The 15,286-nt window shown below is 64.8% G+C and carries 12 protein-coding genes; 8 read left to right on the forward strand and 4 right to left on the reverse strand.

Going from position 1 to position 15,286, the window contains the following annotated elements; translation table 11 throughout:
* From FG93_RS32270 to FG93_RS04490, 3 genes are all read left to right on the forward strand, one after another.
* Positions 1–128, forward strand: a 128-nt coding sequence (locus FG93_RS32270) for an aldehyde dehydrogenase family protein (RefSeq protein WP_152579303.1), incomplete at its 5' end; no start/stop codon positions are given.
* 244 nt (positions 129–372) lie between these two features.
* Positions 373–1,353: a hypothetical protein gene (locus tag FG93_RS33480; protein ID WP_244448494.1), complete on the forward strand. Its 981-nt coding sequence runs from the start codon at positions 373–375 to the stop codon at positions 1,351–1,353.
* Positions 1,301–2,146: a LysR family transcriptional regulator gene (locus FG93_RS04490; RefSeq protein ID WP_244448499.1), complete on the forward strand. Its 846-nt coding sequence runs from the start codon at positions 1,301–1,303 to the stop codon at positions 2,144–2,146. Before FG93_RS33480 ends, FG93_RS04490 begins: the two co-directional genes overlap by 53 nt.
* Before the next feature lie 18 nt (positions 2,147–2,164).
* On the opposite strand, the gene FG93_RS04495 is transcribed toward FG93_RS04490, so the two are convergent.
* The 3 genes from FG93_RS04495 to FG93_RS04505 all read right to left on the reverse strand — a co-directional run bounded on the left by FG93_RS04495 (position 2,165) and on the right by FG93_RS04505 (position 8,031).
* On the reverse strand, positions 2,165–3,118 hold the full coding sequence (locus FG93_RS04495) for an NmrA/HSCARG family protein (RefSeq protein WP_043232363.1): 954 nt from the start codon (positions 3,116–3,118) through the stop codon (positions 2,165–2,167).
* 789 nt (positions 3,119–3,907) lie between these two features.
* A complete protein-coding gene (locus FG93_RS04500; RefSeq protein ID WP_043232519.1) occupies positions 3,908–6,229 on the reverse strand; it encodes a molybdopterin guanine dinucleotide-containing S/N-oxide reductase in 2,322 nt (773 codons plus the stop codon).
* A gap of 203 nt (positions 6,230–6,432) precedes the next feature.
* Positions 6,433–8,031 (reverse strand): gamma-glutamyltransferase family protein, encoded by a 1,599-nt coding sequence (locus FG93_RS04505; protein WP_043232365.1) that lies wholly within the window; start codon positions 8,029–8,031, stop codon positions 6,433–6,435.
* 500 nt (positions 8,032–8,531) lie between these two features.
* Here FG93_RS04505 and FG93_RS04510 point away from each other — a divergent pair, with 500 nt between their 5' ends.
* From FG93_RS04510 to FG93_RS04530, 5 genes are all read left to right on the forward strand, one after another.
* Positions 8,532–9,197 (forward strand): RraA family protein, encoded by a 666-nt coding sequence (locus FG93_RS04510; protein WP_043232368.1) that lies wholly within the window; start codon positions 8,532–8,534, stop codon positions 9,195–9,197.
* Between the two features lie 65 nt (positions 9,198–9,262).
* The gene (locus FG93_RS04515; RefSeq protein WP_043232370.1) at positions 9,263–10,792 is read left to right on the forward strand and encodes an ABC transporter substrate-binding protein; all 1,530 of its coding nucleotides are present in this window, start codon (positions 9,263–9,265) and stop codon (positions 10,790–10,792) included.
* Between the two features lie 180 nt (positions 10,793–10,972).
* Complete coding sequence (locus FG93_RS04520; RefSeq protein WP_043232373.1) at positions 10,973–11,890, forward strand: ABC transporter permease; 918 nt, start codon at positions 10,973–10,975, stop codon at positions 11,888–11,890.
* On the forward strand, positions 11,890–12,771 hold the full coding sequence (locus FG93_RS04525; RefSeq protein ID WP_200878065.1) for an ABC transporter permease: 882 nt from the start codon (positions 11,890–11,892) through the stop codon (positions 12,769–12,771). The genes FG93_RS04520 and FG93_RS04525 overlap by 1 nt, the downstream gene beginning before the upstream one ends.
* A 222-nt stretch (positions 12,772–12,993) precedes the next feature.
* Positions 12,994–13,977 carry a LysR family transcriptional regulator gene (locus FG93_RS04530; protein ID WP_052513371.1) on the forward strand — a complete coding sequence of 328 codons (984 nt, stop codon included), beginning with the start codon at positions 12,994–12,996 and terminating at the stop codon, positions 13,975–13,977.
* A gap of 66 nt (positions 13,978–14,043) precedes the next feature.
* Here FG93_RS04530 and FG93_RS04535 read toward each other — a convergent pair whose 3' ends face one another.
* Positions 14,044–15,285 carry a Zn-dependent hydrolase gene (locus tag FG93_RS04535; protein ID WP_043232376.1) on the reverse strand — a complete coding sequence of 414 codons (1,242 nt, stop codon included), beginning with the start codon at positions 15,283–15,285 and terminating at the stop codon, positions 14,044–14,046.
* Position 15,286 lies beyond the last annotated feature (1 nt).

Consider the following 15,286-nt stretch of genomic DNA (forward strand, 5'->3'; position numbering starts at 1 on the left):
GCTACCGCATCGAGATGTCGCCCTTCGGCGGCATCAAGGATTCCGGCCTCGGCTACAAGGAGGGCGTCGTCGAAGCCATGAAGAGCTTCACCAACGTCAAGACCTGGTCCCTGCCCTGGACGAGTTGATCTCGCGCGGCAAAGCGCATGCCGGCATCACGATACCAAGCCCCTGGCTCTGCCTTTCATCGACCACACATGAAGGCTTGGCCAGGGGCGCGCGCTTCATCCGGCGCGCGCCAGATGGCCGCAGCAGCCCAGAAACAGACTTAGCCGGCTCGTCAGTCATGCCATCCACAAGCCAGATTCATCCTCCCGCTGGCGAACGACCGGAACCCCTCTGTATGGTTGCGCAGGGTCTGGGGGGACGGTCGTGGCTTTTCTGTTCGAGCAATTCATCGGCGGTTTTTTGATTGCCCTCGTATTGACGACGATCATCTCCGCGATCGTCGGCAGGTTCACCACCTCGTCCCGCGTTTTTATCGCCAATGGGTTATCGCTGATCATCGCGACGCTGCTGAGCGGCCTTGGCAGGGCCGACGGCAACGATCCAGATTTTGTCAGTGCTTTTGGCGACTACGCCCTTCCTCAGCTGGTGGTGTTCGCCATCGATTTTCTGCGCAGTCGTGGCGCTGCCGCACGGCGGCGGTCGAAGGCGGAATCGATGGCGTTCAATCGTCCTGATCCGCCGATGAGCGATGCCACACCAGCAGACGTCAAGCCTGGGGCCCTATCGAACCCGGCGGCCCCGTCCGACCTCGAGATCGATCCGCAGCAGCGCATGCTGGCACCGCCGGCTGCACAGGCCGGCCCAGCCCATCCCGGGAGGAACATCATCGCCCGGCATTGGCGCGGCGAGCTGCGCCTCGGCTGGTCCTTCTGGGGCATCGCCGTCCTTGGCAACATCGTCGCGCTGTTCACGATCCTGGCGCTCAACCTGATCTTCTCCACCGACACGGGATACGATCCGGCACCGATCTTTTGGCTCAATGTCCTGACCTGGCTTGTCGTGACGCTCATCGCGATCTGGCAGGTCGTCGGCACCTGGAGGTCAGCGACACATCACGCGGAGCGGCGTGCGGCGTTGAACCGGGGTGCTTTTTGGTCCAGGGCCGCCAAGGTCAGTCTCGGTCTCGGCGTTCTCAGGTTCCTGAGCGATCTCATCAATGGGCCAGCGCCTCAGCTCGCCGAGCTCTACGATATGGCCTGGAGAGGCGACTCCCGTCTCCCCGCCTATTCCTTGCGGGCGATGCGAGACGGGACGGAGATCGAGATCGAAGGGGGGATCAAGTTCGGCCTGGCTGCGGATTTCACTTGGCGTAGGCCAATCGACGGTGACACGACATCTCAATGAGCTCGAGGACGCTCTTGGCGTGCCTCTCCTCAGTCGCACTACGCGGCGCGTCATGCTCACCGACGAAGGCAGTCGCTACTATACAAATTGCCTTCAGATTCTACGCCTGGTCGAACAGGCCGCCGAAGAAGCCCGGGATGCGCGACAGGCTCCCGCAGGGGCCATTCGACTTTCCTGCACGGCAGCGCTCGGTGTTATGCACGTTACGCGCCTTATTTTCAAATTCCAGGACAAGCACCCGGATATCAGGGTTGACCTCAATCTCACCGACGAGCGTATCGACCTTGTCCGCGAAGGTGTGGACGTGGCATTGCGACTTGGACCCACAGCCGATAGCTCGATGAAGCTTCATGCTATCGGAGAAAGCCGTCGCCTGCTGGTGGGATCACCCGGTTATCTGTCCGTTCATGGACGGCCGGAGCGTCCAGCCGATCTGTCACGGCACGAAAGCGTCGTGATGTCCAATGTGGCGGGAAGCGACCAGATTGTTTTCTCCGCCCGCGAGGGGACCAGCCTGATGGTGCCGGTCAGCGGGACGTTGCGTGTCGATCACGGACTTGCCGCACGTGCCGCCTTCGCCGCCGGACGCGGCATCGGCCCTGCCCACCTTTGGCTGGTTCACGATCTGCTAGACAACGGCGAGCTCGAAGTCCTTCTTGACGAATATAGCCTTGCCAGCGTTCCTCTGAGCCTGCTTATTGTGCCTGAGCGCGCGGGCATCGCCCGCGTGCGACTTCTCATCGATTTTCTCGTGGCCGAACTTTCGAAACTACCCGGTATCGGCGCGTCCTGACTTAAACTTCTCAAGCTCTCAGAGCCCGAAGGATCGCTTATCGCCGCGCCATCCCGTCGAGCGCAGATATCGCTCCCAATTGAGTGTATCCGGGTTTAGGCGGCGGCTCCAATCCAGATCGTGCTCTTTGCCATAATATCCGTATTCGACCGCATACTCGACCATTCCTAGAAGTTCCCGGACAAGCAGTTCGTTAGCGGCGAACTCCGGAAAATGGCGCAGCAGGCCATCACGCGTGAAAGCGTTTCGATATTCGGCCTTGATACCGGTCACCCGCTGGAAGGCTTCGACCATTTCGCGCGGTGAGATGACATCGCCAACGATCGGGAGGGTTTTTCCATTGTAAAGCGCAGGGTTCGAGAAGATCTCAAGAACAACCGGCCCGGTCGCGGTGAGCGGATCGACGAAAGGTGCGCGGAAATCTTCGGGAAGGTAGATAGGCAGCAGGATCGTGTCGCCCTCAAAGCGCGGCACATAATATTCGAGCAGGTTCGTGTAAAAGAATGCCAGCATGACGAAGGAATGGGAGATGGGCAGGCCGCGAATATAGTCGGCAACATGCGCCTTGTCCGTGAAGTGCGGCGCATATTTCGTTCCTTTCGAGACCTTGTCGACATTCTCGAGGGTGCTGAAAACGATATGTCCAACGCCAGCCTCAACCGCAGCGTCGGCCAGCTGCCGGCCTAAAGGCGCTTCGATCGTCTCCGGTGGCGCGATGGGCGGCGTCATCAGGAATGCGCCATCCGCGCCCTTCAACGCCGCGACAAGGTCCTTCTGATGGCCGAGTTCGAGTGGCACCGTTACGATTTCGGCACCAAGCGCTTCGAGGCTTTGAGCCGCGGAAGTGTCCTTCTTCCGAGTCAGCGCGCGAACGCGGAAACGCTGGCTTTGCAGAAGCGCCGTGACGACGCTGCGGCCTTGCTTACTGGTTGCGCCAACAATCGCGATCAGCGGCTTCTCAATTGTGGGCATTGCAGGGTCTCATATCTTTTTCCTATGACTAGCGAACTACTGCGCAACCAAGCGTCTTGCAGGGCGTTTCTTCGCCGTGACAGTCGTATATCTTCCCAGCACCTGGGTTCGATACCGATGCGAGCCTGACGCGGCGCGACATCGCTCGCATCGTGAAGGACTCGCTGCAGCGTTACTGCGCGAAGCCATCCGAACAACAAGCAGCCTAACAGAGCGAATTTCGTCGCACTACAAAGGCAGGATGGATAACATTATGCCCTTTCATGGATAAATGAGACCTCGACATATGCCGATCCTCATATGCTTAAGGTGTCATTTCGCGACGATCTTCACCGCGAACTTTCCGAGCGGCCACGCAACCTGTCTGCGATCACATTCCTGACGCTTGGCGCCCTGTTGTCTCAGGAAACGACGACAGGAGGGTCAGGGCTTATCCGATGTCTCTGGCAATCCTCCTGACAGTGGCAGTCGGCCTCAGCCGCACTATCTCAGCACGCATTATCCGAGCGATGTCCTGGCGGGATGGTGCATTGGCAGCGTCGGGGCAACGCTATGCTGGACCCTTGGACTTCGCCTCCAGCAGCGCCGCGACTTGCAAGAGCCCGCGGCAGTGCCGGCAAAGCCATAGCGCTGCCCTGCTCTGCCATTCGAGGGAGCCACTTTCGCCTGCCCGTTGCCTCCACTTGCGCTTGCGCCTTCCAGAGCCGTTGCCCGTGAAGCACAAACGCCGGGGGTATGCGCCAGGTCCTGGGGCCCTCCTGCCCGGGCCCGCTGTCTCCAGCCGGGCTGCTAGGCCGGCACCACTTGGCGGGCGGGCGGGTCATAGGCCTGGATCGGCGGCAGGTTGCCGTCGAAGCGTTCGACCTGGACCGTCGTCAGCTGTCCCGTGCAGCCCTGCGCCAGGGCCGAGGTTCCGATATCCCGGGTCAGGACATTGGGGTTGCCATGGACGCAGAGCGACTTGTCCTCGCTCGGGTCGGCGGGATCGTACCAGGCGCCGGTCGGGAGCTGGATCACGCCCTGGCGGATGCCGTCGGTGACGTGCACGCCGGCAAGGCAGGCGCCGCGCTCGTTGGATATCCTGATGATGTCGCCATCGGCAACGCCGCGCGCGGCCGCATCGTCCGGATGCATGCAGGCGACCTCACGGCCGCGACGCTTGGCCTTGCTGCTATGGCCGCCGAAGTCGAACTGGCTGTGCAGCCGGGTGCGCGGTTGGTTGGCGACCAGCACGAAAGGCGATGTCTGATCGGGCACATTGGTCGGTCCGAGCCAGGTCGGGTGTCCCGGGCAATCCGCCTCGCCAAAGCTCGCGATCGTCTCCGAATAGATCTCCAGCTTGCCGGTCGGCGTCGGCAGCGGATGCCGGGCCGGGTCCTCGCGGAATTTTCGCAAGCGCCCGCCATCATCGGGCAATTGCGGCAGCTCAAAACCCTCGCCCGCCCAGAATTCCTGGAAACTCGGCGCCGGCAGGCCCTGGGCGGCGAGTTCGACCCGGGTCGGCTCGTAGAGATGCTCCAGCCATTGCCGCACCGAGCGGCCCTCGGTGAAGGCCTGGCGGGTGCCGAGCCGCTCGGCGAGATCGGCGAAGATCGCATAATCGTCGCGCGCTTCGCCATAAGGCTCGACGACGGGCTGCATGGGCACGAGCAGCGGGTCGTTGGAACTGCCGCCGATATCCTCGCGCTCGAGCGTCATCGTGCAGGGCAGCACGATGTCGGCATGGCGCGCGGTTGCCGTCCAGGCCAGCTCATGCACGACCAGCGTGTCGAGCCGGGCGAAGGCCTGGCGCAGGCGGTTCAGGTCCTGGTGATGGTGGAACGGATTGCCGCCGGCCCAGTAGACCAGCTTGATTTCGGGATAGATCCGGGTCTGGCCGTTATAGCGATAGCTCGTCCCAGGGTTCAGCAGCATGTCGGCGATGCGGGCGACCGGAATGAAGTCGGAAACCGGGTTTCGTCCCTGCGAGAATGTCGGCACCGGGGCAGCATTGTAGCGCCGCCCGTAATAGGCGATCGCCCCGAGCGCATAGCCGTAGCCGCCGCCAGGCAGGCCGATCTGGCCGAGCGCGGCCGCCAGCACCATGCCCATCCAGACCGGCTGCTCGCCATGCTCGGCGCGCTGCAGCGCATGCGCCACGACGATCAGTGCGCGCCGGCCATGCAGCCGCGTCGCCAGCGCCGTGATCGCATCGGCTGGAACGCCGGTGATCGCCGCAGCCCAGGCCGCATCCTTGGGCTGGCCGTCGGTCTCGCCCAGGAGATAGCGCTCGAAGACCGGCCAGCCGACCGTGCAGCGCTCGAGGAAGTCGCGGTCATGCAGCCCGTTGACGACGAGGCTGTGGACGAGCGCCATCATCAGCGCCGTGTCGCTGCCGGGAATGCAGGAGAGCCATTCGGCGCCGGCCTCCTCCGGCAAGTCGCCCCGGAGCGGCCCCACCAGCACGAACTGGCAACCGCGTGCCCTCGCCCGGTCCATCGCACCGCGCTCGACATGCTTGCTGATGCTGCCGCCGGCCACCATGCTGTTCTTCAGGGCCATGCCGCCAAAGGCGAGCACGATCTCGCTGTGCTCGGCGATCTGCTCCCAGGAGACATTGCGCTTCACCAGGTCCTCGTAGTCGCCGATGACATGCGGCACCAGGACCGAGGAGGCGCCCGAGGAATAGCTGTTGACCGAGCGGACATAGCCGCCGACCGAGGTGTTCAGGAAACGGTGGATCTGGCTCTGGGCGTGGTGGAAACGCCCCGCGCTCGCCCAGCCATAGGAGCCGCCGAAGATGGCGCCCGGGCCGTGGTTGTCGCGGATGCGCGCGAGCTCGCCCCCGAGCAGGTCGAGCACGGCGCTCCAGGACATCGGCAGATATTCGTCGCGCCCGCGCCGATCGTCCGGACCGGGGCCACGCTCGAGCCAGCCGCGGCGAACCATGGGCTGCGCGATCCGCGCGCGATGGCGCAATGCGGCGGGGAAGTTCTGGATGATCTCGTTCGGGTCGGGGTCGCCCGCATGGGGCCGGACTTCCAGCCGGCCATCCTGCATGCGGGCCGAGAACACGCCCCAATGCGAGGTATGCGGACGGAAGGTTTCATCCGCCGCGGAAGATTCGGTCATCTGGTCGCTCGATGTGGTCATCACAGGTCTTTCCACCGGCGACAAAGCCGCCACAGCCGGTCCAGGCATCCGGCACATTGCCCATTAAGCGATTTCTGAGAACCGGTCGATGAGGGCCGGCTTTTGGGCGGCTTTTGGGCCGGCATGGCGCGCCGGCCCGAAAGCCCGCGGCACAATCCGGCCGACAGATCACCTGCCGTCCCTCACACCGCCACCACGTAACCATCCCGGCGCGGGTCGGCGGCACCGGTCATCATGCCGGTCGCGGGGTCGATCGCCACGGCCTGCATGCCGCCGCATTTCATCGTCCAGCCGACATCGAAGGCCTCGATCTCGTGGCCGCGCCGCCGCAGCTCTTCGATCGTCCCGGCAGCGATGCGGTTCTCGGCCTGGATGAAGCGACCGTCCCAGAGCCGTGCCCGCGGCGCCTCGATCGCCTCCTGCAGGGGCAGGCCGAAATCGAGATGCTGCACCGTCGCCTGGGTCTGCGTCTGCATGATGCCGTAGCTGCCGGGCGTGCCGAGCGCGAGCACCGGCTTGCCGGCGCGCGTCGAGACGCTTGGAGACATGCACATCGGCAATTCGTCGCCGGGCTTCGAGCGGTTCGGACTGCCGGGCTGGACATCGGCCCAGTACAGGAAATTGTTGAGGCAGAGCCCCGTGCCCGGCACGACGATGCCGCTGCCGAAGGGGCTGCCGAGGCTGTTGGTGATGCAGACCAGATTGCCTTCGGCATCGGCCGCCGAGAAGGAGGTGGTATGGGCGGGATCCTCCGCCTCCTGCGGCGTCCATTGCTCAGTCGGCCCCCCGATCGGTTCGCCGTCACTGATGCGCTGGCGCAGGCGCGCAATGGCGGCATCGGAGAAGATCTCGGCCAGGATCTCGGCGGAGGGATTGTTGCTCGCGATCCGCAAGCCGGCGGCGAGCCTGATGGCCCGATAGACCAGGTCGAGATGCTCCGGCCCGTCCTTGGTCAGGCTGCAGAGATCGAAGCCTTCGAGAAGCTTGAGGCTCAGCAGGAACTGGAACGCCTCGCAGGGCGGCGGCGGAACATGGATCTCGAGGCCGCGATAGCTCACGGCATGCGGCTCGCGCCAGCGCGGTTGCACGGCGGCGAGATCGGCCATTGTCATCTTGCCACCGAGCGCACTCAGATACCCGACGATCCTCTCGCCCAGCGCGCCGCGATAGAGATGGTCCGGCCCCTTGGCCGCGATCTCGGCAAACGTGCCGGCGAGATCGGCCTGCCGCAGCACCTGGCCGAGCTTCACCGGCCCGCCATCCGGCAGGTAGTTGGCGCTGAAGGCGGGATAGAGCTCGGGCCAGGCCGCGAGCAGCGGCGCCTGCTCGTTGAACTCCTCGACACCGAATTCGGAGAGCGCGAAACCGTCGCGGGCGAGCGCGATCGCCGGCTCCAGGATCTCGCTGAGCGGCTTCCTGCCATAGCGCGCCGCCAGCTCGCACCAGCCGGCGAGATTGCCCGGCACCGCGACCGCATGCGGACCGCGTTCCAGCTCGGCCCGCTTGGTGAAGCGCTCGGCCGGAAAGCTCGCCTGGATCGGCGGCACGAAGTCGAGCACGCGGACGCGGCTCTCGGCGGCGGTCCAGAGCGTCGCCGATCCCAGACCCGTGAGACTCGACATGAAGGGCTCGACCACGGTCAGGGCGGCAGCGGTCGCCGCAATGGCGTCGAACGCATTGCCTCCCTGGATCAGGAGCCTGGCGCCGGCCTGGGCGGCGAGCGGGTGGGCCGCGGCAACCATGCCGTGGCGTGAAAACAATGTCGGGCGGCGGCCATGCATCGTCAGTCGTCCTGTCCTCAGTCGCTGGCTGCGATCAGAGCACAGTTCGCCGGCAAGGACAGGCCGCCATTCCCAGCTTTTCCGGATATGCCGCCGGAGCTCCACGCATGGCTGGGGCGCTCGGACTTCGGCTTCCTGCCCGACAGCCAACCGCCGTCGCAGTGCGGGGTGTCAGCGCATGGCGACTTCAGCGAGGACAACAAGGCCTCGACGGAAGGCATTGGCAAAACAGGAAGTTTTGCCCCAGTGTCAGGCCGTTATTTATGCATCGCTCGCATTTAGGCCTGTGCCGTTGGAAACCGACCGGCTCCTCTCCATGGCCTGCTCGTGAGATTGAAGGGAGCCCACCCCTCTGCGCTGCGGGGTTCGCCGATGCGGAGCGACGCTGCGGTTTGCCGGCAACGCCGGCTATTCCTGACATAGGAACAGTCTATTAGGCCGGCCGCCGGCAGCCGATTATCGTCACGCCCGAGGTTAATCCCAGCACGCGGATCACGTGGATGTTCGACATCAGGCAGCGAACTGATCGAGGAAGCGATGCGGCCGCGTCACTGTTGGCCGAGGTCGAGACGGCGACCCTTGGCCATGTGCTGACGCAGGGCTTCATGACCCCCGCGATCCAGCAGGTCAGCGAGGGGCGTCGCATCTGCGGCCCGGCCCTCACCGTCAGCGCACCTCCCGATGACGGGGCGATACTGGCTCATGCCGTTGCCTTGGCCGCGCCTGGCGACATCATTGTGGTGGACCGGCAGGGCGACGATCGACACGCCTGCTGGGGCGCACTGATGACCGCGGCTGCCATCGCAGCAGGCGTGGCCGGCGTCGTCATCGACGGCTTCATTACCGATCTCGCGGCGATCCGTGCTTCGGGCCTGCCGGTCTGGTGCAGGGGCCGCTCACCACTGACGACAAAGCTCCTCGGCCGCGGCGGCTCGATCAATGCGGAGATCGATTGCGGCGGTGTGCGCATCCGCGCAGGCGATCTGGTCCTGGCCGATGAAAGCGGCGTCTGCGTGATCGAGCCCGCCGAGGCGCAACGCCTGTCCGAGACCGCTCTCGCCATGCAGGCGGCCGAGCTCGGCATCATCGCCCGGATCGCCTCGGGGGAAAGGATCGACGAGATCAACGGGGCGCGGGCCCTGATCGAACAGGCGACGCGGGCCTGACAACACAGGGCCGGAGCCAGCCTGTCGGCTCGACGCCAATCATTCGAAAACAAGAAGAGGGGAACATGACCATGACGCGATTTGGGTTTGCTTCGTTGGCCGGTGCGATACTGGCTGCCTCAGTGACGGTCTCGGCCGCACCCGCTCTCGCCGGCAAGGCCGACGACACGCTGAATGTCGCCTTCGCGCTCGAGCCCGAGGCGCTCGATACCTACAAGATCGCCGGGCGCGAGGGGCTCATCCTCGCACGCCATATCTATGACGGGCTGCTCTACAAGGATCTCGACACGGGCGAGATCAAGCCCGCACTTGCCACGTCGTGGCGCTTCGTAGACCCCACGACAATGGAGTTCGATCTCCGTGAAGGGGTCGTCTTCCATAACGGTGCGAAGTTCAGCGCCGACGACGTCGTCTACACCCTCAACACCGTCCTCGATCCGAATTACGGCACGCGCTTCCGGATTGCGGTCGACTGGATCGAGAAGGTCGAGAAGGTCTCGGACCTCAAGGTTCGCATCAAGATGGCGAAGCCGTTTGCCGGTGCCATCGAGATGCTGGCCGATGCCCTGCCGATCTATCCGGCGGCCTATTTCAAGGAAGGCGGCTCCGCCGGCATGGCTGCCAAGCCGGTTGGCACCGGGCCTTACCGGCTCGTCGAGATGACGCCGGGCATCCGTTACGCCTTCGAGCGCTTCGACGGCCACTATGCCGGAAGTCCCAAAGGCAAGCCGGCAATCGGCAAGCTCGTCGTGCGGACGATCCCGGAGCTGAACACCCAGTTCGCCGAGCTGCTTGCCGGCAAGCTCGACTGGACCTGGCGGATTCCGCCCGACCAGGCGAGCCGCCTCGCCAGCCGTATCCAGGTCGTCAGCGGCCCGATCATGCGTATCGCCTATGTCGGCTTTGCCGTCACGGGCAAGGGCAAGGACTACCCGACCAAGAACGTCCTCGTCCGCCGCGCGATCAACCACGCGGTCAATCGCGAGGCGATCGTCAAGGCCTTCGCGGGCGGCGCATCGCAGGTCCTGAACGCTGCCTGCAATCCCAAGCAGTTCGGCTGCGCGCAGGACGTCGTGCGCTATGATTACGCGCCCGAGAAGGCCAAGGCGCTCCTCACTGAGGCCGGCTTCTCCGGCGGGCTCGACATCGAGATGGTCTTCGCTGCCATGCCCCGCCCGGTGGCCGAGGCCATCGCGGCCGATCTCGCCAAGGTCGGCATCCGGGTGACGCTGAACGAACAGCAATATGCGGCTGGCGTGCAGAAATGGCGCGCGGGTGAACTGCCGGCCTTCTTCACCAATTGGGGCAGCTACGGCACGGGCGACGTCGCGTTCATCATCTCGAACTTCTTCGGCGGTGGCGCCGACGACCTGGTCCAGGACAAGGAGGTGATCGAGCTGGTGGCCACAGCCGACAGCGCCCAGGACCGCGCCCTGAGGCAGGAGAACTATGCGAAGGCGCTGAAGAAGATCGCCGAGCAGGCCTATTGGCTGCCGATGTACGATTTCAACATCAACTACGGCCTGTCGCCTGCGCTCGTCTTCAAGCCGCATCCGGACGAGTTCGCTCGCTGGTGGTTGGCAAGCTGGAAGTAGAGCATCGGACCGAAAAGTGGAATCCGGTTTTCGGAAAAATCCGATGCTCAAACAAAGAGATAGATCGCCATCCTGCGTCCGAACGGACGCACGGCGATCTAGCGCCCGCAGACTCCCGCCGGGCAAGCGGCTGCTCAGGGCAGCCCTTGCACGAGCGGGAGCCATAGGAGCACGCAAGTCATGCTGCCCTTTCTCACGCGCCGCCTGATCGTCGCCGCGCTCGTCGCCCTGGCCGTATCGGCTGTCAGCTTCGGGCTGATGTTCGTCGCCGGCGATCCGGCCGTGGTGCTCGCGGGCCAGGCAGGCAGGGCCCAGGATGTCGAGATCATCCGGCAGGCTTATGGGCTTGATCGCCCAATGCCGCTCCAGTTCTTCAGCTGGATCGGCAAGGCGCTGACCGGAGATTTCGGGACAAGCCTTTACTTCAACCTGCCGGTGGGGGCGATCATCGCCGAGCGACTTCCGGTGACGCTCATTCTCGGGAGCGCCGCCTTCCTGCTGGCGCTGCTCGTCTCCGTGCCGCTCGGCATCCTCGCCTCGATTCGGCCGGGAAGTGCTCTCGACCGGGCGGCCCTGATGCTCGCCGTATTCGGGCAGGCGATCCCCAGCTTCTGGCTGGGGCTGATCCTGATCGTCGTCTTCGGCGTCTGGTGGAGCCTCGTCCCGATTTCCGGAACGGAGACCTGGCAGGGCTATATCCTGCCGGTCATCGTGCTGAGCTATTACGCCATGCCCGCCCTGATGCGAATGACGCGGGCCGGCATGATTGACGTTCTGGGGGCCGATTACATCCGCACGGCGCAGGCCAAGGGCCTGCCACGGATCAGAATTCTGCTGATCCACGCCTTGCGCAACGCAATCCTGCCGCTGGTTTCGCTGGCAGCCGTGCAATTCGGCATGATGCTCTCAGGCTCGATCGTCATCGAGAGTGTCTTTGCGATCAACGGCATGGGCCGGCTGGCGTGGGAGTCGCTGCTGCGCAGCGATTTGCCCGTCGTGCAGGCGATCATCCTGATCCTGTCGCTGATCTACGTCACGCTGACCACGATTGCCGACCTCATCAACGCCTGGCTCGACCCCCGATTGCGGAGCGCCTGATGACAATGCTCGACCTCGACGGCCGCCTGTTGCAGAGGCGCCGGCTCTGGCGGCGCATCAACGCCAGCGTCGGTATCCGCCTGGGCGGGGTTCTGCTGGCTCTGATCTTCTTCATCGCGCTGTTTGCGCCGCTCCTGTCCCCGCATGACCCGATTGCCCAGGACCTGACGCGCCGGCTGCTCCCCCCCTTCTGGCATGCGAGCGCCGATCTCGCGCATCCGCTCGGCACGGATCATCTCGGCCGCGACTATCTCGCGCGTCTTCTCCATGGATCACAGGTCTCGCTCGGCATCGGGATCGGCGTCACGCTGCTGGCAGGCGCCATCGGGACGATGCTCGGCCTGATGGCCGGCTATTTCGGCGGCCGGGTCGACATGCTGATCAGCTTCGTCATCACGACGCGGCTCTCACTGCCGATCGTGCTTGTCGCGCTCGCTGCCGTTGCGCTGGGCGGAGCCTCGCTGAGGACGCTCGCCATCGTGCTCAGCCTGCTGCTCTGGGACCGGTTCGCAGTGGTCGTACGCTCGGCGACGCAAGGGCTGCGCAACCGCGAATTCGTCCAGGCCGCGGTATCGTTCGGTGCCTCGCACCTTCGCATCATGCTGTGTAGCCTGCTGCCGAATCTGCGCAACATCCTGATCGTCGTGGCGACGCTGGAGGTCGCCAACGTCATCCTGCTCGAGGCAGCGCTGTCCTTCCTCGGCCTGGGCGCGCGGCCACCGACCCCGTCCTGGGGTTTGATGATCGCGGAGGGCCGCGAGCATATCCTGTTCGATCCGTGGCTCATTGCCCTGCCGGGCGCCGCGCTCTGCCTGCTGATCCTGGCGGTGAACCTCCTCGGCGACGGTGTGCGCGATGCTCTCGATGCCAAGGCTTCCTGACCGCTACCGGGCTCGCCGGGCGGCCGGGCGCTCATACGGCCTGATGCGTGGCATGACTCGTGCTTCGACGTCATGAGCCCAACCGACCGTCCCTCGACGACCGATAGGTTGCGACAAAGATTGACGAATGGCGCAAGCTGCGTTGCCATTCCGTTTCGAGGTGCGAGTCCCGAGGATGAACCTCAGGGTGCTGCTGTCGGCAGGAGGCCCCGGAGACCGCTGTTGAACACCACGCGCCCCAAGCTCCACCACCTGAACTGGAACCTGCTCCATACCTTCCTGGTGATTGCCGAAGAGCGCAGCATCACGCGAGCGGCGGACCGGCTGCTGGTGCGCCAGCCTTCGGTCAGTGCGGCCCTGCAGCGTCTGGAAGAGACGTTGGGCAGCCAGCTCGTGCAACGCGACAGCCGACGATTCGTCCTGACCAAGCGTGGCGAACTGCTCTACAAGGAATGCGCCGAGATCTACCGCAGCGTCGCCCGGATCGGTGAGAAGCTGTCGGAGGCACATGACGAGCTGACAGGGCTCGTCCGTATCCAGGTCGTCACTCATGTCGTCCTGCCGGCGTTCGACCGGGCTTTGACCAGCCTCAGCCGCCGGCACCCGGGTGTCACGGTCCGGATCGATGTCGCGACCAGCCAGGATATCGTCCGCTCGGTCTCGCAGAAACTCAGCCCGTTCGGCCTCTGCCTGCTCCCGAATCCGCTGGCCGGCCTGACCTGCCGGCTGCTCTTGCGGGAAGAGTTCGGCATCCTGTGCGGACGCGATCATGAGCTCTATGGCCGCTCCGATGTCGGCCTGGATGAACTGAAGGACGAGGCCTTCATCGCGCTGGCTTGCGGCCAGGACGGTGCCCTCGAGCCGATGGTCTCGCTGCGCGAGGGAGCTGGCCTCGGCCGCCGAACCGTCGCCTCCAGCCCGAACCTGGAAGAGGTGGCGCGCTTGATCGCTGCCGGCCTGGGCATCGGCATTCTGCCCTTGGCCTCCGTCTCGGATGCCGTTGAGGCGGGCACGCTGTGGAACCTGTCATCGGCGGGCAACGGGCTTGGTGCCGATCTGTATTTCGTGACCAGCCCCACCATGGCGATGAGCGCTGCCGAAACGGCGTTCCTGCAGCTGTTCGAGTCCGAGCTGGCAAGTGAAGAACTGGGCGATGACCCCGCCGCCGAAGGCGGCGTGCCCGATATGCTTGACCTTCCCCTTTAATGCATCGGCCCGAAAAGTGGATTGCGGTTTTCGGGAAAGCCGATGCAAACACTGGAGGTAGATCATCTAGCGGTCCGCCCGGGCCAGGACGCTCTGCAAGAGGACGTTCAGCCCAGGCTCGAGATCGTCCCTGGTGCAGAGCTCCAGGTTGTTGTGCGTGATGCCGTTTCTGCACGGAGCGAAGATCATTGCAGCCGGCGCGTGGCGCGCCACGAAATAGGCGTCATGCCCGGCCTGGCTGTGGATGTCCTTCGTCCGGTAGCCGAAGGCGAGTGAATTGGCGCGTATCTCGTCGACCAGATCCGCCGCGAAGATGTCGCCGCCCCAGTTCCAGCTGTCGAGAATCTCGGCCGTGCAGCCGGCGCGAGCCGCCGACTCGCCAATCGCCCGGCGCATGCGCTCCGCCATGACGGCTGCGGTCTCCCCGTCGGGATGGCGGACGTCGCAAACGGCCTGTGCCCAGTCGGATAAGATGCCGGGCTTGTTGGGCCAGGCGACAAGTCGCGCCGCCGTGGCCTTGCCGCCGCTTCCGGCATATTGCCAGCCCAGATCGTCGACGGCGACCAGCAGCCTGGCCCCCGCCACCAGGGCGTTCTTGCGTCGCTCCATCGGCCAAGGGCCGGTATGGGCCGTTTCCCCGCGGAACTCGACCAACATGCCGGTCGACGGATAGCCGCCAGTCACGACACCAACCTGCATGCCCTCCCGGTCGAGATGCGGACCCTGCTCGATATGAAACTCGAAGTAAGCATCGAAGGCGTGCGGGGTCGGCTCCATCTCCCCGCGATAGCCGATGCGCGCCAATTCCTCGCCGATCGACTTGCCGTCGTCATCCATGCGTCCCCTTGCCCAGTCGAGCGGATAGGCGCCGACGAAACAGCCGGAGCCGACCATCGGCGGCGAGAAGCGCCCGCCTTCCTCGTTGGTCCAATTGACGACCTCGATGGGCCGGCGCGTCCGATGGCCGATCGCGTCGAGGCTGCGGCAGATCTCAAGCCCAGCCAGTACGCCGGCGATGCCGTCGAAGCGGCCGCCATTGATCTGCGTATCGAGATGGCTGCCGATGACCACGGGAGGCAGGCCATTATCTGTTCCAGCCCGGCGGGCAAAGATATTGCCGATTCCATCGATCCGCAGGCTGAGGCCTCCGTCACGGCACCAGCTGGCGAACTCGTCACGCATCTGCTTGTCCGCATCGGACAGAGCCAGCCGCGAGAGCCCGCCCGGCCGACCCGGGCCGATCTCGGCCGAGCGCTCGATCGTGGCCCAGAAGCGTTCGATGTCGATCCGGGTATCCGCAGGGACCATT

The sequence above is a fragment of the Allobosea sp. LC85 genome (assembly GCF_000735605.1).
GTDB lineage: Bacteria > Pseudomonadota > Alphaproteobacteria > Rhizobiales > Beijerinckiaceae > Allobosea.